The 25,260-nt window shown below is 43.3% G+C and carries 19 protein-coding genes; 14 read left to right on the plus strand and 5 right to left on the minus strand.

Features of this window, described 5'->3' with window-relative positions; all coding sequences use genetic code 11:
* Window positions 1-250: 250 nt before the first annotated feature.
* Both PROVRUST_RS17595 and metB read right to left on the minus strand, forming a co-directional pair.
* Entirely contained in the window at window positions 251-2,692 is a 2,442-nt protein-coding gene (locus tag PROVRUST_RS17595; protein WP_006816258.1) for a bifunctional aspartate kinase/homoserine dehydrogenase II, read from the minus strand.
* 11 nt (window positions 2,693-2,703) lie between these two features.
* A complete protein-coding gene (gene metB, locus PROVRUST_RS17600) occupies window positions 2,704-3,864 on the minus strand; it encodes a cystathionine gamma-synthase (RefSeq protein ID WP_006816259.1) in 1,161 nt (386 codons plus the stop codon).
* A 319-nt stretch (window positions 3,865-4,183) separates the two neighbouring features.
* Here metB and metJ point away from each other — a divergent pair, with 319 nt between their 5' ends.
* From metJ to PROVRUST_RS17620, 4 genes are all read left to right on the plus strand, one after another.
* A complete protein-coding gene (metJ, locus tag PROVRUST_RS17605) occupies window positions 4,184-4,501 on the plus strand; it encodes a met regulon transcriptional regulator MetJ (RefSeq protein WP_004265315.1) in 318 nt (105 codons plus the stop codon).
* 180 nt (window positions 4,502-4,681) lie between these two features.
* Window positions 4,682-5,413 (plus strand): hypothetical protein, encoded by a 732-nt coding sequence (locus PROVRUST_RS17610; protein ID WP_006816260.1) that lies wholly within the window; start codon window positions 4,682-4,684, stop codon window positions 5,411-5,413.
* Between the two features lie 262 nt (window positions 5,414-5,675).
* On the plus strand, window positions 5,676-6,401 hold the full coding sequence (locus PROVRUST_RS17615; protein ID WP_006816261.1) for an outer membrane protein: 726 nt from the start codon (window positions 5,676-5,678) through the stop codon (window positions 6,399-6,401).
* A gap of 276 nt (window positions 6,402-6,677) precedes the next feature.
* Complete coding sequence (locus tag PROVRUST_RS17620; protein WP_006816262.1) at window positions 6,678-7,412, plus strand: outer membrane protein; 735 nt, start codon at window positions 6,678-6,680, stop codon at window positions 7,410-7,412.
* 96 nt (window positions 7,413-7,508) lie between these two features.
* Here PROVRUST_RS17620 and rpmE read toward each other — a convergent pair whose 3' ends face one another.
* Complete coding sequence (rpmE, locus tag PROVRUST_RS17625; protein WP_006816263.1) at window positions 7,509-7,724, minus strand: 50S ribosomal protein L31; 216 nt, start codon at window positions 7,722-7,724, stop codon at window positions 7,509-7,511.
* Window positions 7,725-7,978: 254 nt separating this feature from the next.
* Here rpmE and priA point away from each other — a divergent pair, with 254 nt between their 5' ends.
* The 7 genes from priA (at window position 7,979) to rraA (ending at window position 16,193) form a co-directional block, all read left to right on the plus strand.
* Window positions 7,979-10,177, plus strand: a complete 2,199-nt coding sequence (priA, locus tag PROVRUST_RS17630; RefSeq protein ID WP_006816264.1) for a primosomal protein N' — start codon at window positions 7,979-7,981, stop codon at window positions 10,175-10,177.
* Between the two features lie 290 nt (window positions 10,178-10,467).
* Window positions 10,468-11,496 carry a DNA-binding transcriptional regulator CytR gene (cytR, locus tag PROVRUST_RS17635; protein ID WP_006816265.1) on the plus strand — a complete coding sequence of 343 codons (1,029 nt, stop codon included), beginning with the start codon at window positions 10,468-10,470 and terminating at the stop codon, window positions 11,494-11,496.
* 72 nt (window positions 11,497-11,568) lie between these two features.
* Complete coding sequence (gene ftsN / locus PROVRUST_RS17640; protein ID WP_006816267.1) at window positions 11,569-12,408, plus strand: cell division protein FtsN; 840 nt, start codon at window positions 11,569-11,571, stop codon at window positions 12,406-12,408.
* Window positions 12,409-12,575: 167 nt separating this feature from the next.
* A complete protein-coding gene (hslV, locus tag PROVRUST_RS17645) occupies window positions 12,576-13,106 on the plus strand; it encodes an ATP-dependent protease subunit HslV (RefSeq protein ID WP_006816268.1) in 531 nt (176 codons plus the stop codon).
* 11 nt (window positions 13,107-13,117) lie between these two features.
* Complete coding sequence (hslU, locus tag PROVRUST_RS17650; protein ID WP_006816269.1) at window positions 13,118-14,452, plus strand: HslU--HslV peptidase ATPase subunit; 1,335 nt, start codon at window positions 13,118-13,120, stop codon at window positions 14,450-14,452.
* A gap of 185 nt (window positions 14,453-14,637) precedes the next feature.
* Window positions 14,638-15,555, plus strand: a complete 918-nt coding sequence (locus PROVRUST_RS17655) for a 1,4-dihydroxy-2-naphthoate polyprenyltransferase (protein WP_006816270.1) — start codon at window positions 14,638-14,640, stop codon at window positions 15,553-15,555.
* A 119-nt stretch (window positions 15,556-15,674) separates the two neighbouring features.
* Window positions 15,675-16,193: a ribonuclease E activity regulator RraA gene (gene rraA / locus PROVRUST_RS17660; RefSeq protein WP_006816271.1), complete on the plus strand. Its 519-nt coding sequence runs from the start codon at window positions 15,675-15,677 to the stop codon at window positions 16,191-16,193.
* 512 nt (window positions 16,194-16,705) lie between these two features.
* Here rraA and zapB read toward each other — a convergent pair.
* On the minus strand, window positions 16,706-16,945 hold the full coding sequence (gene zapB / locus PROVRUST_RS17665) for a cell division protein ZapB (protein ID WP_039855921.1): 240 nt from the start codon (window positions 16,943-16,945) through the stop codon (window positions 16,706-16,708).
* Window positions 16,946-17,248: 303 nt separating this feature from the next.
* Between zapB and PROVRUST_RS17670 the strand changes: the two genes are divergently transcribed.
* The 3 genes from PROVRUST_RS17670 (at window position 17,249) to PROVRUST_RS17680 (ending at window position 23,849) form a co-directional block, all read left to right on the plus strand.
* Window positions 17,249-18,070 carry an MIP/aquaporin family protein gene (locus PROVRUST_RS17670; protein ID WP_006816275.1) on the plus strand — a complete coding sequence of 274 codons (822 nt, stop codon included), beginning with the start codon at window positions 17,249-17,251 and terminating at the stop codon, window positions 18,068-18,070.
* A 42-nt stretch (window positions 18,071-18,112) separates the two neighbouring features.
* Window positions 18,113-19,639: a glycerol kinase GlpK gene (glpK, locus tag PROVRUST_RS17675; protein ID WP_006816276.1), complete on the plus strand. Its 1,527-nt coding sequence runs from the start codon at window positions 18,113-18,115 to the stop codon at window positions 19,637-19,639.
* Window positions 19,640-19,826: 187 nt separating this feature from the next.
* Entirely contained in the window at window positions 19,827-23,849 is a 4,023-nt protein-coding gene (locus PROVRUST_RS17680) for a hypothetical protein (protein ID WP_006816277.1), read from the plus strand.
* A 50-nt stretch (window positions 23,850-23,899) separates the two neighbouring features.
* Here PROVRUST_RS17680 and emrD read toward each other — a convergent pair whose 3' ends face one another.
* Window positions 23,900-25,084 carry a multidrug efflux MFS transporter EmrD gene (emrD, locus tag PROVRUST_RS17685; protein ID WP_006816278.1) on the minus strand — a complete coding sequence of 395 codons (1,185 nt, stop codon included), beginning with the start codon at window positions 25,082-25,084 and terminating at the stop codon, window positions 23,900-23,902.
* Window positions 25,085-25,260 lie beyond the last annotated feature (176 nt).

Consider the following 25,260-nt stretch of genomic DNA (forward strand, 5'->3'; position numbering starts at 1 on the left):
CAGACCGCTAAATTCACCCTGTTCCCTATATTCATATCAGAAAAAAAGTGCTTTGGGTGATTTTTATGAAATTTAATTACAGCCTTATTTTTATTAATTTTTCTTATTTAAGTATTGTTTCAGCGCAATCTATCGTCGATTCAGCTCATTAAAGTCATGAATCTTGCTTAAGAATTAAATTGAGAGGATAAAATCAAAAAAATGTAGCACATTGGTCATATTGATCATCGACCAATGTGCTAGCTAGAGACTAGAGAAGTTGAGAAAGGCGGTTTAAATCTGATTGAATTGCTCCCGCGGTTACATCACGCCCTGCTCCCGGTCCTCTGATCACCAGTGGGTTATCGCGATACCAGCGGCTTTCGATCGCAAATACGTTATCCCCCGGTAGTAATGATGCCAAAGGATGCTCCGGTTTCACGGCTTCTACGCCAACTTTTGCCTTACCTTTCACCGCGTCGAAGCGCGCGACATAACGCAGAACTAACCCCATCTCTTGTGCCGCTTCCAAACGCTGCTGCATTTGGTCATTAATCACCGCACTGTTTTCGAAAAATTCATCTAAGGAACCTGTCTCAGCCTGAACAGGGACTAAAGACTCAACACGCACTTCATCCGGCTCAATGTCATAACCCGCTTCACGTGCCAGAATAATCAATTTACGCATCACATCTTGCCCAGAAAGGTCGATACGTGGATCTGGCTCAGTAAGACCTTGTTGCCATGCTTGCTCCACTAACTCACTAAACGGAACTGACCCATCGAATTGCAAAAATAGCCAAGATAACGTGCCAGAGAAGATCCCGCTGATCGCTAAAATTGCGTCTCCGCTTTGTTTCAGATCACGCACTGCGTAGTTGATCGGTAAACCTGCGCCAACAGTGGCATTGTATAACCAGTGACGCCCTGTTTTCGCAAATGCATCACGAATTTCACGATATTGCTGAGTCGGTGCGGCTCCCGCAATTTTATTGGCGCTAATAACATGGAAACCATAGCTAGCAAAATCCACATAGCTGTTAGCTAGCTCACCGCTGGCCGTCACATCAAGAACAATTAAGTCATCGTAAGGGTGCGCACGCATCCACAGGAATAAATTATCATCTTGGTGTTCAATGGCTTCGTCATCAAAAAAGGCTAATGCGCGGCTTGGATCGATACCTTGATAATTCAATAAACTGCGTCGGCTATCTACCACTCCAGCCAAGACAAAATCAAAATCACTACGTGCGGAGATATTATTTTGTTCCACAGAGAATAACTCTAACCAACGAGCGCCAATATTCCCTTTTCCAAATAACACTAAACCAATGCGTTTTTCTGCTCGGAACAAACTTTGATGCATTCCTTGAATAATATGCTCAGTTTGGTTAGTGCGCAGCACCGCCACCAAACTGATTCCATCTTCTGAATGCCAGATAAACTCAACGGGTTGCCCTTTGAGTTCTTCATAGAATCGGTGGCTATGCAGTGGTTTTTTACATACACCCGCCCCCACTAATGCCACTAAGGAAAAACCTTCACGTAAAGAGAGTGACCCGGGCAGAGCGGCTTCTTCCAAGACATTTAAAGCGCTTTCAACCACTTCAGAGGTGTAACACAGCTGTAAAATAGCGCGATCATGATGAACACCACGCGCTAGCGGGCGCAATTGAACCCGTTTGAGTAATAAATCGATATCTTTGCAGATTTGATTAAAATCACGCCCTGCAGCAATTCTTAACTCAATCAAGCACACATCATCATGGCTCGTGACAATTTTAGCACCTGCCCCTGACGCTAATACACGCTCAATTTTGGTGGAACCTTGCTCGGGTTGGTAACTGCAACGTAATTGCAGATCAATATTGCTCACAGAAACTGGCTGCAAAGTGCGGGTATGCAGTACTGGTGCGGCAAGGCGAGCCAGTTCACTGGCTTCATCCAGTCTTAACAGTGGCAATAAACACGCATCTTTGACCTTACGTGGGTCAGCGCTGTATACCCCTGCCACATCACTCCAAATTGTCACTTTACCGACATCTGCCAGCGCACCAACTTGGGTCGCAGAATAATCGCTACCATTACGCCCTAACAAGACAGTTTCACCTTTATGGTTACGGGAAATAAATCCTGTGACCACAATACGACGATCTGGATACTGGACTAGTAATTGCTGTAATAATTGGCGAGATTGAGATTCATCAACTTGAGGTTGAGCGGCTCTTTCTGCACGCAAAAAAGTTCTCGCGTCTAGCCATGCACTTGCCATGTCAAATTGCTCAAGTACCGCAGACATTAAACGTGCAGACCAAATTTCCCCATGCCCAACCACTTCTGCATATGTCACATCATTAACGGGCTTATCCAATAAGCCACTCAGACGCTCTAAATCGGCAACAAATAATGCATTCAGCGCTTCAGCTTGATCTTCAGGTAACAGGCCACTAATCAAATCCTGTTGATATCGACGGAGAGCCTGCTGTACCTGATGAGCAGAGATACGGTCACTTTGGCTTAGTTTTAACCAACTAATCAATTGATTCGTCGTACTTCCTGCCGCGGAGACAACCATTAAATCGCCGGGTTGACTATAGTTCGCCATAATATTGGCGACACGCTGATAACATTTCACATCAGCTAAACTACTTCCCCCGAACTTATGTAACTGCCGGTGACAAGGCGTCACCTCAAATGCTGTCAATGCACTCATCAAAAACTCCGCTAACGTTGTGACGCAACCTTAAATGCGTTAGTCAAATCTGCAATTAGATCTTGAATATCTTCAATACCCACTGAAATCCGCAATAAATTATCGGTAATTCCTGCGGCAGTTCGTGCTTCAGGAGACATTCCCGCATGAGTCATGGTCGCCGTATGGGAAATCAAGGTTTCAACACCACCAAGAGATTCCGCTAATGTAAACAGGGTGAGTGCCTGAAGAAAATGACGCAACTGTTGCTCATCACCTGCAAATTCAAAACTTAACATCGCACCAAAGCCAGCTTGTTGCTTGACCGCAATTTCGTGCCCTGGATGATCACTCAAAGCAGGATAATATATTTTCTGAACGAGAGGCTGAGTTTTAAGATATTTTACGATCTCATCGGCGTTACGTTGCTGCTGTGCAATACGTGGAGACAATGTTCTCATGCCTCTTAGCAGCAAATAGCTATCGAAAGCGCCCCCCGTAACACCGATATTATTTGCCCACCATGCTAATTCTAGTGCCCATTTTTCTTCTTTAGCAATCACGGCGCCTGCAATAATATCTGAATGACCATTAAGATATTTTGTACATGAATGTACAACAAAATCAGCGCCTAAGGCTAATGGTTGCTGCAATATCGGACTCAAAAATGTGTTATCGACCACCACGAATGCCCCCGCCTGATGGGCGAGACTGGCAATATGTTGGATATCATAAATTCTCAGTAGCGGATTACTCGGCGTTTCAATCAAGACTAACTTAGGTTTCTTTGCTAGTGCGGCTTGCAAGGCTGATTCATCGCTTTGATTGATAAACTCAACTTGATAAGCCCCTTTCAGGCTTAAGCTATGAAATAAACGGTAGCTGCCGCCATAACAATCATGGGGAGCAATGAGTAAGTCGCCGGGTTGCAATAAAACGGTACACAGTAAATGGAGAGCTGACATACCACTGTTTGTCATCACCGCACCGCTTCCACCTTCTAACTGTGCCAATGTGCGCTGTACAATATCGCGCCCCGGATTACCTCGACGAGAATAATCATGGGCTCTTGGCTCATTAAAATCGGTGAAATTATAAGTGCTGGATAAATAGATAGGGGGAACAACACAGCCAAATTGCTGGTCTTCATTTAATCCATTATGTATTGCGATTGTTGATGCCTTGTATGTCATGGGCGTCTCTCCAAGTATGGGATAGCTCAAATCATACGCAAATGAAATTTAGACGTCAACATGTCCGGACGTCTAAACCTCTTTACGTTTATATCAACTAATGGAATAATCAGCCATAATAACTATGTGCCAATTGATGGCTGGTAGCATAAGCAGGCATATAAACACACTTAGCTGGTTAATTTCTCAAGAGAAATTATAATAATCTAAGTGACATTTATTCTAACTTGTATGCAGAACTTTCACTGGATGAATATTTTTCAGGAAGGTTATCGGCATATTATTTTTTTATTATTAATGAACATATCCAAGGTATCTCATGGCTGAATGGAACGGTGAATATGTCAGTCCGTATGCTGAACATGGCAAAAAGAGTGAGCAAGTCAAAAAAATTACAGTATCAATTCCTTTAAAGGTGCTGAAAATTTTGACTGATGAACGTACTCGTCGTCAAATCAATAACTTGCGTCATGCGACTAACAGTGAATTACTGTGTGAAGCCTTTTTACATGCATTTACTGGTCAACCTTTGCCGAATGACGAAGATTTGCGTAAAGAGCGCAATGATGAGATCCCTGAAGCGGCTAAAGAGATTATGCGCGAACTGGGGATCGACCCAGAAACTTGGGAATATTAATTTTCTTATTCGTCCTATCTCATTGTTTTATTCGGCTCGCTAACACGAGCCGAATGCGTCCTTCCAAAGGATTCCTCTGATTTATCCTGCTTTCAGAATTCCCCTCAGGTTTTATTCTTCATATTTATCTACACTCGACCGCTATTACACACGACAATAACAACAATCAGAGGTCTGATAATGAATACATATCGCCCGCTTATTGCCTGCCTACTCGGTAGCGCATTATTAATTACCGCTGGATGCGGGGCTCCCCAGCAATATGCAACGAGTGCATCAGCCCCTGAAGACTCAGCAAAAAAATTGGGAACAAAGTGGGGAGAGGATGTAGATTCTTCAGTTATCACGGTTAATGCTTCTCGACTTTCTTCAACCGCCTATGATACCGCCACGATTTACTATCGGGGTGAGCAAGTCCCTCGCAATACCAGTACATTCACAAAACTTCCATTACAACCATTGATGATTACAGTGACCAATGAGTCAGGACGCCCGATGGATTTTTATCGTAATAATCAAGGGCAATACATTCTTCCCGCTAAAGAAGGTCAACGTTATCAATTGGTAATCACCAATACCGATAACCACCGAACTTTCGAAGTTGTCACCACCATTGATGGGCTGGATGTCCTAAATGGGCAAGCAGGATCGCATCAGAATTCAGGTTATTTGGTACGCCCTAATGGCCAGCTTACCATTGACGGTTTCCGTAAAAATGATAACCAAGTGGCTGCATTCCGTTTTGCGGCACCTGAAGAGTCTTATGTTAATCAAAATATTCAAGGGGATGAACGAAATATTGGCGTAATTGGATTTGCTATTTTTGAAGTAAAAGAAGAGCTACCTGACTGTGAAGCAAATCCATTTCCTGCCGATAATAAATATGCTCCCGCGCCCTGCCAAAAACGCTAGTTTTCTCTAGTTGTTGTTTAGGCGCATTGAGCTGATAAATGCGCCATTCTTCTTTTATTAATCCATCGGTGATTAATTGGCCCGCTAGAGTGCAATTTATCATCGGTTTTAATGCTTTTTATACTCGTAAATGCTGAATTAAATTAAAAAAATAAGAAAGCATGCCGTATATCAAGTTTTAACTCGATCCTACATAAGCATTATTCATTGTTATCTATACTAATAATGCGTAATCCGAACATCGACTAAATGGAATTAATAAATGAAGAAAATTTTTGCAGTCTCTTTACTAAGTTTGGTTTCTAGCATGGCAATGGCATCAACAAACGGTCTTTATGTCTCTGGTAAGATTGGTGCTTCAATTGTGCAACTTTCAGATCAAAAATGGGAAACGACGGATCATGAGTTCGAGCAGGAAAATCTCGGCAAAACCAATGATTCCGTGTTTGGCGGCAATATTGCAGTAGGTTACGATTTTTCAAAAACAACCACTTTGCCTATTCGTACCGAGTTAGAGTTTGGTATGCGGGAAAAAGCCTCAACAAGTCACAACCTTGACTCAGTTAATGACCCTGGTGTTTTCAGCAGTTCAGATGATGTGAAAGCAGATATCACCTTAAACACGGTCATGGTCAATACCTATTATGACTTCAAAAATGACACCAAATTTACTCCGTATATTTCTGTTGGATTAGGGATGGCAAGCATTAATCACAAAATGCGTTATGACTACAATGATCATATTGTGAGTATGAATCAATTCACTCATGAGAAATTCACTAAATCTAAAACCACCAATAATTTTGCCTGGAGTGTTGGTCTCGGTTCGCAGTACCAAGTGAATAATCATCTTTCGTTAGATATGAGCTACCGCTTTTTAGATGCAGGAAAATCTAAAGCCAGCTACTACGAAGATAATCAAGAAAATGTCTCTAAAGTAAAAGTTCAAAGCCACGATATTATGTTCGGATTAGTTTATCGCTTCTAATATTTTACTTTTATTGCCTTGCACCTTAATACATTCTTTAATGATGATTGAGGTGCAATCCGCCCCCCATCATTAGATATTAAAATTAAACATTCATATTAAGTTAAATTAAAATTTTTAACACTCAGTTAATTTCAACATTTAGTTTCAATAATTAATCTTTTTATATCAAAATTCAGTGTGGTTATCTGAAGATCTCCAATAGCCTCTAAAACGTCCAATTTCATTTATACTCCAGTTATATTTCACATTGAAATAATTAACTGGTGCTTAACAATGAAAAAAATAATTTTAATCTCCACATGCTTGTTGTTTGCTAATTTAGCAATAGCATCCAGTAATAACGGTGTTTATCTATCAAGTAAAATTGGTGTATCTGTGCTTAATATGTATGACTCTAAATTTGAGTATAGTAATGATAAGAAACCCGATTTTAAAATGCTAAAATTTAATGACAAAAGTCACCCTGCCTTTGGTAATTATCTTGCCGTGGGTTATAACTTTTATGATCAGTTTTCAATGCCTATTCGGGCTGAATTAGAAGTTGGAATGAGGGGAAAAGTCAGCAATACTCATAGCCTCAATGCTCTTTCAAGCTTATCGAGTAGTTCATCTGATATGAAAAATGAAGCAACACTGACGACCGTGATGTTAAATGGCTACTATGATATGAAAAACCAAACTGCGTTTGCTCCCTATATTTCATTTGGGCTTGGATTGGCAAGCACTCGCTATGAAAATACACAACGGTCAGAATTTGAAATTTTAGGTTTAAAGCAAAGTTCTAATCAGTCAAAATCCCAAAGAATCAATAAATTAGCATGGAGCTTGGGACTTGGAAGCCGATATGCATTCAATGATAATTTATCCTTCGATCTGGGCTATCGGTTCACCGAAGCGGGTAAGTATAAGATATCAATGCCCAATGCATTTGATAAAGATGGAACAGACACATCCACAATAAAACTCGCCGCTCATGACTTTATGTTTGGGATTGCTTACCGCTTTTAGATGCTGGAAATGGTAGATTTTAGACAATAAAAAACCTGTTCAATTGAACAGGTTTTTACTGAATACGTTAAATTAACTTCAACGAGACAGGCTTGATTATTTTTTAGCACCTGGAATGCTGAAACGCTGATTAAAGCGATCAACACGACCACCAGTAGCAACGTCACGTTGTTTACCAGTATAGAACGGGTGGCAGTTACCACAAACGTCCAGGTTCAGAGAATGACCAGCTGTTGAGTTAATTTTCATTACGTTACCGCAAGAACAAGTCGCAGTAATTTCTTCGTATTTAGGGTGAATACCTTTTTTCATGGGAGAACCTCTAATAAGGCCGTGTCGCCATTCCAGCCCTAACGCCGGACACCACACGTCGTGTTGATTAAATTTAGTATATTGGCAAGGATTAGGTTTTCACAAAAACAAATATTTTCGCAAAATTAATGATACCAAAGGCGGCGGATCATACAGAAAATCTGTTTACCACGCAATGAAATTAGCGTGATTTTTGTGATATTCTAGTAAAATACCTTCGCAATATCGCACAAAAAACAGACGGAAATCCAGCTATGATCGTCGTTCAGGTGGCTTTACCTGTTCCTTTGAATCGCACATTTGATTATCGCCTTGCAGATAATATGCCGCTACCCGTCGTTGGTAGCCGCGTTATGGTGCCCTTTGGTAAACGCCAAGCCCTTGGTGTCGTTGTCAATCACAGCGATAAAAGTGAATTCCCTGAAGACCAATTGAAAACAATTGAGTTGATTCTGGACGCCCAAACCTTATTTCCAGATGACCTGTGGCAACTACTACTTTGGTCATCTCAATATTACCACTACCCGATTGGCGAAGTGTTATTTCATGCAATGCCAACATTGCTCCGTCAAGGTAAGCCCGCCGAATTTACACCGATCTGGCAATGGCAAGCGACGATCGCCGGGCAAGAAGTCGATCTCAATGAGTTAAAACGATCCCCAAAACAGCAGCAAGCCTTGGCCTTACTGCGTCGTCGACCTATTTATCGCCACCAAGTCGCAGAATTAGAAATCAATGAAAGTGCATTACAGTCCCTAAAGAAAAAACAGTATGCGGAATTACATCCTGTGCAGCCGGTTATGGAACAATGGCAATCCCACTTTACCGTCTGTGGTGAACGCTTGCGCCTCAATAGTGAGCAAGCCACTGCCGTGGGTGCCATCCGTGCCGAGGATGATAATTTCTCTCCTTGGCTACTTGCAGGGATCACCGGCTCAGGTAAAACCGAAGTGTATCTGAGTGTGCTAGAAAATATTCTCGCTAAAGGTAAACAAGCGCTGGTTTTAGTCCCTGAAATCGGGCTAACTCCCCAAACCATCAATCGATTCCGCGAACGTTTTAATGTTCCTGTGGATGTGCTGCATTCGGCACTCAACGATAGCGAGCGTCTGGCAGTTTGGCTAAGAGCTAAACAAGGCTCGAATGGAATTATCATTGGAACTCGTTCAGCGTTGTTCACCCCGTTTGCTCACCTTGGGATCATCATCATCGATGAAGAGCATGACAGTTCCTATAAACAGCAAGATGGCTGGCGCTACCATGCTCGAGATTTAGCGGTATTTCGAGCTAAAAAAGAAAATATCCCCATCATTATGGGAACAGCCACCCCATCTTTAGAAACGCTAAGTAATGTTCAGCAAAATAAATATCGTCAATTAAATCTGACTATCCGTGCAGGAAATGCCCGCCCTGCGGATCAACACTTAATTGATTTAAAAGGCCAGCCACTCAAGTTTGGTTTATCCCATTTACTGATTCAGCATATTAAGAATCACTTAGCGCAAAATAATCAGGTCATTTTGTTTTTAAACCGCCGAGGTTATTCCCCAGCTCTCATCTGCCACGAATGTGGATGGATTGCAGAGTGTCAGCGCTGCGACCACTACTACACTTTGCACCAAAACTTCCATCAATTACGCTGCCACCATTGTGATAGTCAGCGGCCAGTCCCACACCAATGTCCACACTGTGGATCCACCAATCTGGTTCCTGTGGGAATGGGAACGGAACAATTAGAAGAAGGAATTTCTGAGCTATTTCCCGATGTCCCAGTCACGCGAATTGACCGAGACACAACCAGCCGTAAAGGGGAACTTGAGCAGCATTTAAATGCGGTTCATGAAGGTGGTGCACGAATTTTGATCGGCACTCAAATGCTGGCTAAAGGGCACCATTTCCCCGATGTTACCCTCGTGGCATTATTGGATGTGGATGGTGCACTGTTCTCTAGTGATTTTAGAGCCGCAGAGCGCTTTGCTCAGTTATATGTCCAAGTTTCAGGGCGTGCAGGCCGAGCTGGCAAACAGGGAGAGGTTTTTTTACAAACCCACCATCCTGAGCATCCGCTATTACTAACATTACTGGAGAATGGCTATAACGCCTTTACTCAAGAAGCACTAGAAGAGCGGCGCGTCGCCATGTTGCCCCCCTTTACTAGCCATATATTGATCCGTTCTGAAGACCATAATAATCAGGATGCACGCAATTTTTTACACAATGTTCGCCAATACATCAGTCAGCATCCACAAAGTGACTCCCGGCTGTGGATATTAGGCCCAGCCCCGTCGATTCAAGCTAAACGAGGTGGACGTTTTCGTTGGCAGCTATTATTGCAGCATCCTTCCCGAGCTTATTTGCAGCAATTTATGGCGCAATTATTGCCAGAATTACTCAAGCAGCCTGAAAGCCGCAAAGTCAAATGGAACATTGATGTCGATCCAACGGATGGTTGATCACCATCCTAGCTACCTCTTTGTTGGTAAGATAACTGACTGAGTCTGTTAGTTAAACCCTCATATTTTGCCAACAATTTACCCATTAAGAATTTGGATTAAGTATTTCTCATACTAACTATTTTCGAAATTTGCGAGTCAGCTCTAAAAAATGATGCAAGTCACATTTTTTATGCAAACTAGGTAACAGATATTATTGTGAAATTCATTAGAATACCTTCTAATTAGCAAAATGACGTGTTCGCGCCATTCAAAAAAAGCAATCGATTAAATAGACAAAGGAAGGCGTTGTGGAAAATAAAAAACACAATAATACGGCGACCATGAAAGATGTTGCCAATGCAGCAGGTGTCTCGACCGCCACGGTCTCTCGGACATTAATGAATCCAGAGAAAGTCTCCTTACAAACACGTCAAAAAGTCGAACAAGCGGTACTCGACGTCGGTTATTACCCGCATAATCTGGCTAGAAGTTATAAACGCAATGAATCCAAAACGATTTTAGCGATCGTTCCAGATATCAGCGATCCCTTCTTCAGTGATGTGATCTGCGGTCTTGAAGAGGTTGCCGCCCATGAAGGCTATTTCGTCCTGATTGGTGATTGCAAACACCAGCGAAAGCAAGAAAATGCCTTTATCAATCTCATTATTACCAAACAGATTGATGGCATGGTTTTACTGGGTTCTAATTTGCCGTTTGATATTTCAACAGAAGAACAAAAAAATTTACCGCCTATCGTAATGGCGAATGAATTTGCCCCTGAACTTAAACTTCCTACTGTTCATATCGATAATCTGACCGCCGCATTTAATGCTACACACTATTTACTCAGACAAGGCCATAAGCGAATTGCCTGTATTGCAGGCCCTGAAGGTATGCCTCATAGTGAATATCGTTTAGAAGGTTATAAAAAAGCGATGTTACGCACTGGCGAAGGGCTGAGAGAGAGCTATATTGTGAGAGGGGATTTTACACATGAAAGTGGTGCTGAAGCCTTAAAAACCTTACTTTCTCTACCAGAGCCACCCACTGCTGTTTTCTGCCATACCGATATTATGGCGTTTGGAGCAATGTGGCAGGCAAAAAAAATGGGTCTAAAAATTCCAGATGACTTGTCATTTGTTGGTTTTGATAACCTTGAGCAAGCAAAATATACCTTACCGGCATTGACCACCATTAATCATCCTCGCACAGAAATTGGTCGTCATGCGATGTTATTGCTTCTAGAACAGCTACAAGGAAATAGTGTCACCCCCGGTTCCCGTCTCCTAGATTCTGATTTAATCATTAGAGAGAGTACAAAAGCGCCTAAATGCTAGGCAAAATCGCTAAGGTTAAGTAACATATAACCAAAATAATGATTAACAACTGATAACTAGTGAATTAATAGCGTGGCACAAAAAGATTATGTAGCTCGAGGGCGCTCATCCGCTCGAAAGAAAAGCAAAGGCAAAAGCAAGAAAGCACAAGGGCTACCTATGACTACCTTGGTAGTCGCCGTCGCTATTGTGGTGCTATTTGTTGGTGGTTTATTTTTTATTACTCACAATAAAAAAGAAACATCACAAACTAATAGTGCTCCACATGCCACTAAACCAGGTAATACACTACCACCGAAACCTGAAGATCCTTGGCGCTATAAGCGTGAGCTAGAAGAGCCATGGCAAGATTATACGTCACCTGCACAACCAAATACTGGTGGTAGCAGTGGCAATATTCGTCAAACGGATTTAACCGCAGAACAGCGCCAATTACTGGAACAACTGGATTCTGATCGACGTCAGCCGGTCACCAACCTACAGGAAATTCCTTTTAATGGTAAGCCAGTGCCGCGTTCCCAAGTTATTATTAATGAACCGGCTCAGCCAGCTAGGCCGATTGATGCACCGGTTCAGCGTAAACCTTCAGTGACTGAACCCAAGCCGGAAGTCCGTCCTACTGCGCCGGTACAGCCAGTGGCGAAGCCAGAACCTAAACCTGAGCCAAAACCTGCCCCTGTCAATAATATGCAAAATATGTTGGTGCAATGTGGTTCGTTCAAAACAGCAGAACAAGCGGAGTCTGTACGTGCAACGCTGGCATTTTCCGGTATTGAAAGCCGAATTACCTCAGGCGGAGGATGGCATCGTATCGTGTTAGGCCCATACTCCAAGTCCACAGCAGAAGGCATGCGTGACCGTGCTGCGGGTGTCGGCGTTTCAGGTTGTATTCTTCGTGCTTCTGGGGGTTGAAAAATCCCCCCACCTCCCCCATCTACTGTTTTAACGTACTGATGAGCAGTTGTTTTTATGATTCTGTGATTTCAAGTGATAGTGAATAAACCGCTATCACTTGAAATTTGCCTATTAAAATATGAAACAACCGCATTATTTTTGTAATAAAAACCAGGGGCTAACTCATGACAACAATCGTAAGTGTTCGCCGTAATGGCCAAGTTGTAATCGGTGGTGATGGACAGGCGACGATGGGTAATACCGTCATGAAAGGCAATGTCCGCAAAGTTCGTCGCTTATATAACGACAAAGTCATTGCAGGATTTGCCGGTGGCACCGCTGACGCATTCACACTCTTTGAACTATTCGAACGCAAACTCGAACTCCATCAAGGACATTTAACTAAAGCTGCCGTTGAGCTCGCCAAAGATTGGCGCACCGACCGTATGTTACGCAAACTCGAAGCGTTACTGGCAGTAGCAGATGAGCATACTTCACTGATCATCACAGGTAACGGTGACGTCGTTCAACCAGAAAATGACCTGATTGCGATTGGTTCAGGTGGCCCATATGCGCAGTCCGCAGCTCGTGCCTTACTCGAAAATACAGATTTAAGCGCAAAAGAGATCGCTGAGAAGGCGCTCGAAATCGCTGGGGATATCTGTATCTACACTAACCACAATGTTAACTTTGAAGAAATTTCTTCAAAATCATAAGGATTGTTAGTATGTCCGAAATGACTCCACGCGAAATTGTCAGCGAACTCGACAACCATATTATTGGTCAACATAAAGCAAAACGTTCTGTAGCTATCGCCCTGCGTAACCGCTGGCGCCGTATGCAGTTAAATGAAACGTTGCGTCATGAAGTGACCCCAAAAAATATTCTCATGATTGGTCCAACAGGTGTGGGTAAAACTGAAATTGCTCGCCGCCTTGCAAAATTGGCCAATGCGCCATTTATCAAAGTTGAAGCGACCAAATTTACCGAAGTGGGCTATGTAGGTAAAGAAGTTGACTCCATCATCCGCGATCTGACTGATTCTGCGGTCAAAATGGTTCGTTTACAATCTATCGAGAAAAACCGTTATCGTGCCGAAGAAATGGCGGAAGAGCGCATTCTGGATGTCTTGATTCCACCAGCAAAAAATAACTGGGGACAAGCTGAACCAGTTGATGAGCCATCTCCTGCACGCCAAGCATTCCGTAAAAAATTACGTGAAGGCCAATTAGACGATAAAGAAATCGAGATTGAAGTTTCTGCTGCACCAATGGGTGTTGAAATCATGGCGCCTCCTGGTATGGAAGAGATGACCAACCAGCTGCAATCCATGTTCCAAAACTTAGCAGGACAAAAGCAAAAGCCTCGTAAGATGAAAATCAAAGAAGCTTTCAAACTGCTGGTGGAAGAAGAAGCCGCTAAATTGGTTAACCCTGAAGAGTTGAAAGAACAAGCGATTGAAGCTGTTGAACAAAATGGCATCGTGTTTATTGATGAGTTCGATAAAATCTGTAAACGCGGCGGTCAAAGTTCAGGTCCGGATGTCTCCCGTGAAGGTGTTCAGCGCGATCTGCTGCCATTAATTGAAGGCTGCACCATCTCTACCAAACACGGTATGGTGAAAACTGACCATATTCTGTTTATCGCTTCTGGGGCATTCCAAGTCTCTAGCCCATCAGATCTGATCCCAGAATTACAAGGTCGTTTACCAATTCGTGTTGAGCTGCAACCGCTCACTACCGAAGATTTCGAACGCATTCTGACCGAGCCGAACTCTTCGCTGACTGAGCAGTACAAAGCTCTGATGGCAACTGAAGGCGTGAATATTGACTTCACCGCTGATGGTATCCGTAAGATTGCGGAATCTGCATGGCAGGTGAACGAATCCACCGAAAATATCGGTGCTCGTCGTTTACACACAGTATTAGAACGCTTGATGGAAGATATCTCTTTCGATGCCAGCGAACGTGAAGGACAGAGCATTCAAATCAATGCTGAATATGTTAGCCAGCATTTAGACGAATTGGTTGCAGACGAAGATCTGAGTAGATTTATTTTATAATCTTATTAATTATCAGGTTTTCATGTATCCTTAATAGACGTCAGATAAAGTGCAGCAATTATGCTGCACTTTTGCCGTATTGAACCCAACTAAATTAAGAACATTTACTCCCACTAATTCAAAGTGCCGCTAGAATCTCATCAGCGTTACCCTTTGGAATATAACGAGTACGGTGAATAAATTACATGAACTCATCTTCAATCAGTCGCAAACAAGCTTGGCTAGAAAGTTTACGACCAAAAACCTTGCCTTTAGGGGTTATTGCGATCGTCACTGGCTCCGCATTAACTTACCTCACTGGCAACTTTAAATGGCCAGTTGCCCTGCTATCAATTATTACAGCAGGTCTACTACAGATTCTATCTAACCTCGCGAATGATTACGGAGATGCAGTCAAAGGCTCAGACACTGCTGAACGTATCGGACCATTGCGGGGGATGCAAAAAGGCATTATCACCAAAGAAGATATGAAAAAAGCCTTAAAGCTGAATATCTTCGCCGCGTGCCTTTCTGGGATCTTATTGATTGTTGTCGCCTGTGAAAAACCGGAAGATGCCATTGGATTTCTGGCTTTAGGGCTGGTTGCCATTGTTGCTGCGATTACCTATACCGTCGGTAAAAAACCTTACGGTTATTTAGGACTGGGTGATATATCGGTCTTAATTTTCTTTGGCTGGTTAAGTGTTATTGGGACTTTTTATTTACAAGCGAATAGCTTTAACCCGATTACTATTCTGCCAGCGACCGCGTGTGGATTACTGTCTGTTGCCGTTTTGAATATTAATAATATGCGTGATATCGAAAACGATGTTAAAGCAGGTAAAAATACCTTGGCGGTTCGTTTAGGGCCAGAGGGTGCACGCATCTATCACACAATTCTTATCGTTGCCGCTATCCTGTGTCTAGCGTTTTTCAATCTTATGTACCTACAAGGTTGGAGCGGCTGGCTATTTTTACTTGCCGTACCGATGCTGATGAATCACGTTCGTAAAGTGCTTTCAGACCCTACCCCCGAAGGCATGCGCCCAATGCTTGAAAACATGGTCAAAGCGGCTTTAGTTACCAATGTGTTGTTCTCAATTGGCGTCGTTTTGAGCAAATAATCACAATTACTTGCTGCTTTTTTGACTTTTCCCGCCTATTTTTTGGCGGGAATTTTGCCAAGCTGTGACGAAAAGGGATATACTAACTCCCTCTTTCAGCAGAAAAAGACCTAAATCCTATGAAATATGATACTTCCGAGCTCTGCGACATCTACCAAGAAAGCGTTAACGTGGTAGAACCTTTATTCTCCAACTTTGGTGGACGTACTTCATTTGGCGGTCAAATCATTACAGTTAAATGCTTTGAAGATAACGGCATTCTGTATGATTTGCTGGAAGAAGACGGCCGTGGGCGTATATTGCTTGTTGACGGTGGCGGTTCCGTGCGTAAAGCATTGATTGATGCTGAGCTAGCACAAGTCGCTGTCAGTAATGGCTGGGAGGGCATCGTGGTTTATGGTGCAGTCCGTCAAGTGGATGCCTTAATGGAATTAGACCTTGGTATTCAAGCTGTTGCTGCAACACCAGCAGGTTGTCCTGATGAAGGTATCGGCGAAAGTGATATCCGCGTCAATTTTGGTAGTGTGACGTTCTTCTCTGGTGATTATCTGTATGCCGATAACACTGGCATGATCCTGTCTGAAGAGCCTCTCACTCAAGCGGCCAATGATGACTTCGACGAAACCATCGACGAATAATCCCCACTAAATTCCACAAAAAAGGCAGATATCACTATCTGCCTTTTTCTTTCCTGTTTTCCGCTTGCTGTTTTTCCACTTCTTTAGAAAACATTCATCTAAATAATTCGTATTGTAGGTAGGCGGTCAGCGAGGATATCTCGGGGAGCATACAAAAGTATGTGACCCGAGTAGCTGAGAGCAACCAACACCCCTACAATGCAAATTATGACGAGGTAGGCGGCAAGCGATGGATATCTCGGGGAGCATACAAAAGTATGTGACCCGAGTAGCTGAGAGCAACCAACACCCCTACAATGCAAATTATGACGAGGTAGGCGGCAAGCGATGGATATCTCGGGGAGCATACAAAAGTATGTGACCCGAGTAGCTGAGAGCAACCAACACCCCTACAATGCAAATTATGACGAGGTAGGCGGCAAGCGATGGATATCTCGGGAAGCATACACAAGTATGTGACCCGAGTAGCTGAGAGCAACCAACACCCCTACAATGCGAAGTATGACGAGGAATTAAACTTCTTCCATCTTACCTAGCAAAGTCCGCAACCGCTCCTGCCAAGTTTCCTGCTCTTGCTTCAGCTGTTCATTTTCACGCACCAGTGATTCGGTACCTGATTTGTTAGCTTGCAACTCTTGGCTTAATGCACTGTTTTGTTCTTTTAGTTCATCGATTTCCATTTGTAATAACGCGATGGTGTCGATTGCCTGCTGGACTTTGTTTTCTAGTTTCTCAAATACTTCAAATGACATGTTCGTGATCTCCCTTATAAATCTATTTCCTCGATTGTAAGTAGCATGATCCTCTGTGTCCAGTGACTTACATTTGATTACAAACATTATTAGTAAAATTGCGATGTAAATAATTTCACAATGTTTGAATTCGCTCTTATTAATGGTTGTTTGTTTTCGTTTTTAGGTGATTTAACACACAGTTTTCGAACATGACAATATTCGATCATCTTTTTTCACGCTAAATTAACCAGAAGAAATTTTCGCAACGAAAATTTTACTCGAAAAAAATACTCTTTTTTTTATTTGAGCAGGATTAACTATATGAGCAAAATGACATCTTCCACACTGATGGGCCAGTGTATTTCGGAGTTTTTAGGCACTGCTCTCATCGTGTTTTTCGGTTTAGGATGCGTCGCTGCCGTGCGTCTTGCTGGCGCGCAACTGGGTCTCTGGGAAATTAGTATTATCTGGGGATTTGGTGTTGCACTCGCTGTTTATTTAACCGCGGGCATTTCTGGTGCCCATTTGAACCCTGCTGTAACCCTTGCTTTATGGTTATTTGCTTGTTTTGACAAGCGCAAAGTTGTTCCTTATATCGTCGCCCAAATGTTGGGTGGCTTCTGTGCCGCGGCGTTAGTCTATACAATGTACTCGCCAGTCTTTACAGATTATGAACAAGTCCACCACATTATTCGTGGAACTCAAGAAAGCCTCTTTACTGCCGGTGTTTTCTCGACTTATCCTGCACCGCAAATTAGTGTACTGCATGCCTTCTTTATCGAAGTTATTATTGCCGCCATCTTAGTCTGTCTAATTTTAGGTTTAACTGACGATGGTAATGGTGTACCTAAAGGCCCATTGGCCCCATTATTAATCGGTATTTTGATTGCTGTTATCGGTGGCTCATTTGGTCCTTTAACTGGGTTCGCCTTAAACCCTGCTCGTGACTTTGGTCCAAAAGTGGTGGCCTATCTAGCCGGATGGGGTGATATTGCTATGACCGGTGGACGTGACATTCCTTATTTCTTAGTCCCATTGACTGCGCCAATTGTTGGTGGTCTGCTAGGGGCACTCGGTTACCGTAAATTGATTGGTCGTCATCTTCCTTGCATGGTCTGCGAGTCAGAAGAAGAAAAGAAATAATCCAATAACAATACCTAACCCATTGCTGAACAGGTTTAAATTATGACAACAGAAACAAATATCGCGAAAAAATATATTGTCGCTCTTGATCAGGGAACAACCAGTTCACGAGCAGTCGTACTCGATCACGATGCCAACATCATCAGTATTTCCCAACGGGAATTTACCCAAATCTATCCTAAGCCAGGCTGGGTAGAGCACGACCCAATGGAAATTTGGGCAACCCAAAGCTCCACACTAATCGAAGTATTGGCAAAAGCGGATATTCGCACAGATGAAGTTGCAGGTATTGGGATCACAAACCAACGTGAAACCACTATCGTATGGGAAAAAGCGACAGGTAAACCCGTTTATAATGCCATTGTTTGGCAATGCCGTCGTACTGCCGATTTTTGTACTCATCTCAAACAAAATGATAAAGATTTGGAAGAGTATATTCGCCAGAATACCGGTCTGGTTGTTGACCCCTATTTTTCGGGCACCAAGGTAAAATGGATCCTCGATAACGTTGAAGGTGTCCGCGAACGTGCAGAAAAAGGCGAATTACTGTTCGGTACCGTCGATACTTGGATCGTGTGGAAAATGACCCAAGGTCGTGTCCATGTAACCGATTATACCAATGCCTCCCGTACCATGCTGTTTAATATTCGCAATCTGGAATGGGATGACAAAATCCTCAAGGCTCTCAATATTCCACGCAGTATGCTACCGGAAGTGCGTTCATCTTCGGAAGTATATGGTCAAACCAACATTGGTGGTAAAGGCGGAACACGTATTCCAATTTCCGGTATCGCTGGTGACCAACAAGCGGCGCTGTATGGCCAGCTGTGCGTCAAATCCGGAATGGCCAAAAATACCTATGGAACAGGCTGCTTCTTACTGATGAATACCGGCGACACCGCCGTGCGCTCTAACCATGGTCTGCTAACGACTATTGCTTGTGGTCCAAGAGGTGAAGTGAATTATGCTCTTGAAGGTGCTGTGTTTGTTGGCGGCGCATCTATTCAATGGCTACGTGATGAATTGAAATTAATTGATGAATCTGAAGACTCTGAATACTTCGCAACCAAAGTAAAAGACAGCAACGGTGTGTATGTTGTGCCTGCATTTACCGGTTTAGGTGCACCGTATTGGGATCCGTATGCGCGTGGCGCCATCTTCGGTCTAACCCGTGGAGCAAACCGTAACCATATTATCCGAGCAACATTAGAATCTATCGCTTATCAAACTCGCGATGTCTTGGATGCGATGCAAGCTGACTCCGGCGAGCGTCTAAAAGCGTTACGTGTGGATGGTGGTGCGGTTGCCAACAACTTCCTGATGCAATTCCAATCGGACATTCTAGGCACGTCTGTAGAGCGTCCTGCGGTACGTGAAAGCACGGCATTAGGTGCGGCATATCTCGCCGGTATTGCTGTTGGGTTCTGGGAAAGTCTCGATGAGCTACAGAGTAAAGCTAGCATAGAACGCGTCTTCAAGCCGGGCATTGAAACCACAGAACGTAACTACAAATATGAAGGTTGGAAAAAAGCCGTCGCTCGTGCCCAAGAGTGGGAAGATCGCGCTTAATTTTCACTTTTTTAATCTTGAAGCAGTGCTCTGGCACTGCTTTTTTATTGCCTGCCATAACTGGTAATTAGCAAATAAATAGAATTGCAATTATCAGACTAATAATAAATTAGAAAGGGTTTACTGGTTTATTTAGAATTCTTTCCTGCAATAACTGTTTTCATCATTTATTTCAGGAGAGTTGGTTATGGATAACCGAAGAAAAGATCCCCACAATTTAATGAGCCTCCGCTCATTTCCTCTCGTCTCCCAAGCCATACAGGATGGTAGCCTACAGCTTGGCTACTATAGAAATCGCGGACGCATTGCCAAAGTGTATACCGATAACTTTTTTATAGCGGGATTAAAAAGTCACCCTCAAAAATCAGAATCTGGAGAAACCGCCTTTGGGATAATGAGCTGGTTGCTCGATAAACCCCGCTTACCTGGAGAAAAGAAACTGAGTTATCTTCTGAGCGCTCTCAACCAGCCTGAATTTTCAGGTTTTGAATTTAATTCACAGCAAAATTTGTGGGTTGATAGTTTTCATTCCCCTCATCAATGGCATGATGGCGAACCTCGTTCCCAAGCTCAACTCGTGGATTTATTGCTGCCAAGTGGGGAATGGCATCGCCATTATGGTGTGGTCGTGCTCTCCATAAATGCCAATGACCAACAAGTTGCATTAGTTCGCCATTGGCTGGAATTGACGGGAGGCAGCCTGATTATTCTCGATAACCAACAAAATCCAGCCTCCCCGCCTATTCAGAAACTGCTTGAGGAGCTTGATTCCATCCCCATAGAGCCGCCTAGTTTACTTCCTCAGCCAAAGACGCCAACGATTGATTCTCCATCAGGTATATTAGTCACGGCTTATCCGGCGATTGAAAATGAAAAAAATATCGAAAAAAGTACCTATTCTCTCGCCAATTTAACCCACTATGCGAGCGGGCTTCCTAAGCAACCGACCTCAACGACTTGGGTCTATGAGGGGGTACTAACTGCGCCAAAATCCCAACGTATTCATGTTTATCTCGATACCCTCTATGTTACGGAAGACCTCACATTCGAAGTCGCTCAGCAAACTCAGCAAATCCGAGGAGCAGATGAATCAGGGGAGATTGTTCTGCACCATGTGCCACAAGGAAAACAAATAGATTTTAAAATTACCACAACCACGAATGGCCAGCCGCCGGATATTCGCTTAGGGTGGGGATTCGCAGACAAAGAATCGGTTGAATTTATTCCTAACTCGGCGATTCGTCACTCTGCTATTTCTATAGATAATTCATTGCCCCAAAAACCCAAAATAGCGCCGGTACCTAAACAAACGTTTCTCTCCCATCGCTTCAATCAAGTCATTTCTTTACCGCCATCAGCAATAAATCGCCTCGTTTTAGATCAGGAAACACTCCAAAACAGCCACTATTTCTCTATCTCCCTTCATAGCTCTCAACAAAATATCATACTAAAACTCGATGATGTTGCTGTCACTGAGCAGGGGTCATGGGAGGATTTAACCCACGAAATCGAAGATAAAATTAACCAGCAGTTGAGCCAAAATGAGTTGCCATCAATTACCTTACACTACGCAGATAGTCGGATGATTATCCAATGTGATGGCATGACTATTTCCCAATTCCAATTGAAAAACCAACAAATTTTACCCATTTTAGTTGTAGAGAATTCATCTAAAACTGCTGATAAACTGGTTATTGGTACTATTTCCGGGCAGCTACCCATTCACGAAGAGATTCATCATTTTCAAATACTTGAAAGCCCTCTTTTTGGTCGCGTGGACTTAGACCCCCAAACGGGCGAATGGCACTATCTCCCTGACAGTCATCAATCCATGAAACGCCACGACCAATTCGATATTACCGCAGTGATGAAAGATGGTTCTCTCTCTGCACCCATGTCAATTCACCTGAATACTGAAGATGCCCCATTGGTCTCTAAACCGGGTAAAAGAATATTTACGCTACAAGACCCGATTTATAGCCAGCCCAAACATCGCTATCAACCCGTCCCTCATGATATGCAAGTACACGGTATTCAACTGGCACAAACTCATTTACTTGCCCCTGATGCCCCCTACTTTAGCTTAACCGCTAACCGCTGGGCATTGCTAAAAGTCGATATAACGAGTCCATCATCAGGTAATGCCCCCGATTTGGTTGCCATTATTCGAAATAAAGCGGGGAATGAGCTGGAAAAAATCACATTGATAGGGCCATCAGTATTACCTTCAGAACTTGATGCTATCCCTCAGACACCCAGTATTGACGCCCAAAATTTGCATCGCAACAGCTACACCGCACCCATCAAAGGAATGTGGATACAACCTGATATGCAAATACAAATCATGGCAGGTAACACGCCAGTCACTCAGCCATATACCGATAGTAATGGCGTGTTTTTACCGACAGTAAAAAACGTGACACCAATGACATCCCATGTCACAAATACCAGTCTTTATCGTCAGGGCCACGGTACTTATGCCTATTCGCCACTTAGCTGGGGCTTAGAAGCAAGTGCCAAATTACCGACTCACCAATTTACCCTATTTAGCTATCCTTCAACTTCGCTAAAACCCATGCTATACCCCTATGTTGTCAAAGATGAAAAAGGCTATGTTGATAAATCAACGTTAATTCATCCGACCTATGACAGCCCAAATAAGGTCACGGAACCATTAAGATCACAAATTGGATGGGCTTACTTTGATAGCCAGAAGGCGGCTCGACGAACCCAGCTTTACTCTGAATTTTTTTATTCTTCAATTGAGCACTTACCAATGCGCCGCGGAGTCTCGCAAGTGATTGGGCTTGCTACCCATAATTTTGGTGGTGGGATCACTAAACCGAGTATTTTATGGCATGAAGTTTTTGGTCATGGTTTAAGTCTGGGGCATACCACGAAAGCAGGCTACCCCTACTCGTCTGAAAGTCATGGTGGTAGCATCGCTTATGACCAACAACGCCAACAATACACAACCTACCGAAAAGACGATCAACACAGTGAAATTATTCCAGCGATGTACCCCGCAGATTACCCTCACTATACCGAGCAATATGACGCCTTTTTAGCACACTGTGACTATTTGACTTACCAAGCCCAGAGCTTTTTAGCCAGCATTGATGAGCGTAAAACACCTCGTGAATATTTGCCCGTTTATCAACTCAATGGCACCTTTCTAACCTTAGAAGATGGAACACTGCATCCTTATAGTCGCCTAGCCATTACGGAGACTCTCGGTCAGCTCATTCCAAAAACGTACCGTGATGCGAATTGCCATTTAGTCGTTATTTATGCCACCCAGTCTGGGTTACTTAGCGAAACCATTAGCCTCTCCTTGAGTGATAATGAACTCAACCTAAACATCCCCAATAAAGGGGAATTAGTTCGCCTAGATATCATTAAAACTGAAGATCAAATAGACATCCCGATTTTCCAGTATAGAAACCCAGAATCTCTCGCTAACCGCGTGTTTATTCATAGCGATGACAACACACCGCCAGAACAATTACAGATGGATGATTACTGGCAAGGTAGCCCGCTCTTTTGGTCGGCAAGCCAAGATAATAGCGTGCTCAGAGCTAAATGGGTCACCGATGGGCAACATCACCAGCAGTTTTTTTCTTTGCAAAAGCCATTTGGTGGGCAGCCGGTAGATACCCAAGCGACCTTCATTCCCCTTAACCACCTAGAACTCTTGGCGGATGAGTCGCAACCCGATTCAACGCATCTTGATGTGCAATCTGAAATTCGGCTACTTTCTGATGTAAATATTCATCAAACTGTCGATATACGCTCACTCCGTTTAAACCATGAAAATTTAACCTATTGGGTCACGCTGGTTATATTGGACAGTCAAGGAAAACACCACGAAACCATGCCATTAGAATCTTGGTATCTTGAAGAGGACAACGGCATGTTAACTATTCGAGGGGCGCTCGACAGTACGCCAAATTTAAATATTGCGGGGATTAAAGTGTATATCGACCAACATCTCAGTGATGAGATTGAAGCAAGCTCGATATTGATCTATCAAAATGACCAAGGAACATTAGCGGAAAATAGCGATTTATTAAACTATGACCGTCCCGTCGAATTTAACGCGTTAATATCGCAAATGGCGGGAATATCAGAAGATAAGGCAAAAAACAGTTTGCAGGCAGAACCGATTCCAATAACGTCGACCGTGCTGTCGATGCCATTAGTTGCTTAATTAGCAACTTAAAAATCAGGCGGCATATACGCCGCCTGACAATTAGACGATTAAACAGTACGTTCCGTATGGCTCATACGACGAGCTAATGGTAACCAACATAAAACCACCAATGCCGACATCAAGAACATCAATAAACCGAGGCTAAATTGCCCATTTTGAGGCATCAATGCAGAAACCCATGTTGCAACCCCAGAGCCGACATTTTGCATACCACCGACTAGCGCTCCAGCGGCACCTGCCAAATAAGGAAATGGCTCCATAGCCCCCGTGGTTGCCAGTGGGAACAGCATTCCTGCCCCAAAGAAAAATATGGCAGCAGGGACTAATAATGTCCAAATATTCATCATACCGAACCAGCTTGGTATCCACATCATCAACCCAGCGGCTAAGCAAATCATCACCGATTGCCACATCAGAGAAGCAAAGTTTTTACCTTCGCGTCCAGCATACCAAGCACCAAAAAATGCCGCAGGAATAGGCAGAATAAACAGAATACTGACCGTAATGCTGCTCAGCCCCAATACGCCCCCCATCAGCACACCGCTACTGGATTCAAAGACTGCAATCCCAGCCAAGGCTCCGATTAGCATAATCAAGTAAGACACAAACGGTCCATTCGACAACAGTTCACGAAATGACGCTAACATTTTATGTTTTTCTGGCGAAACTGGGCGCGTTTCGGGTAACCAACGATACATACTAAAAAATACCGAGCCACCGAGCAGGAACAAGAAAATATAGCAGGCATGCCAACCAAAAAAGTGGGCCAAAATACCACCAAACATTGGCGCTAACAGTGGGCTGACTAATACACCCATGTTGAGCAAACTGTTGGCAAAACGTAATGATGTCCCTTTATACAGGTCTCGGGGCATGGTTCTGACCATCACACCAGCGACCCCTGTTCCTAGCCCTTGTAAGCCACTCGCGATAGTGAGTACGGTCAGTGATGGGGCAAAAATTGCGACAATGGTCGAGATCAGGAAAATGGTCAATCCCGCTAAAATAACCGGACGACGGCCGATTTGATCTGACAATGGGCCATAAACTAATTGTGAAAAACCGTAAGAAAACAAATACGCCGCCATCACGCGCTGTACTGAACCGGATGGCTCGCCAAAATAGACGGCGATCTCCGCAATAACAGGTACGTAGATAGTCTGTGTCATTTGCCCAACCGCAGCGAGGGCAATTAACATCAACAATAAATTAAAGTTTTCTAGCTTTCTCATTTTGCTCTCGAAGTCGACAATATCTGAGCACACGATAACTCCGCATTATTAAAGTTTAATAACACGAATCATGGCGTCAGAAGAAAATAATAGATTTTTATTTGTTGTATTGCCTGTTAAACCAAAATTATATAACTAGCAAACAATTGATGTTGTTCTAATGTGATTAAGATAGC

Origin of the sequence: Providencia rustigianii DSM 4541 (assembly GCF_000156395.1) — a bacterium.
In the GTDB taxonomy this organism is placed as follows: domain Bacteria; phylum Pseudomonadota; class Gammaproteobacteria; order Enterobacterales; family Enterobacteriaceae; genus Providencia; species Providencia rustigianii.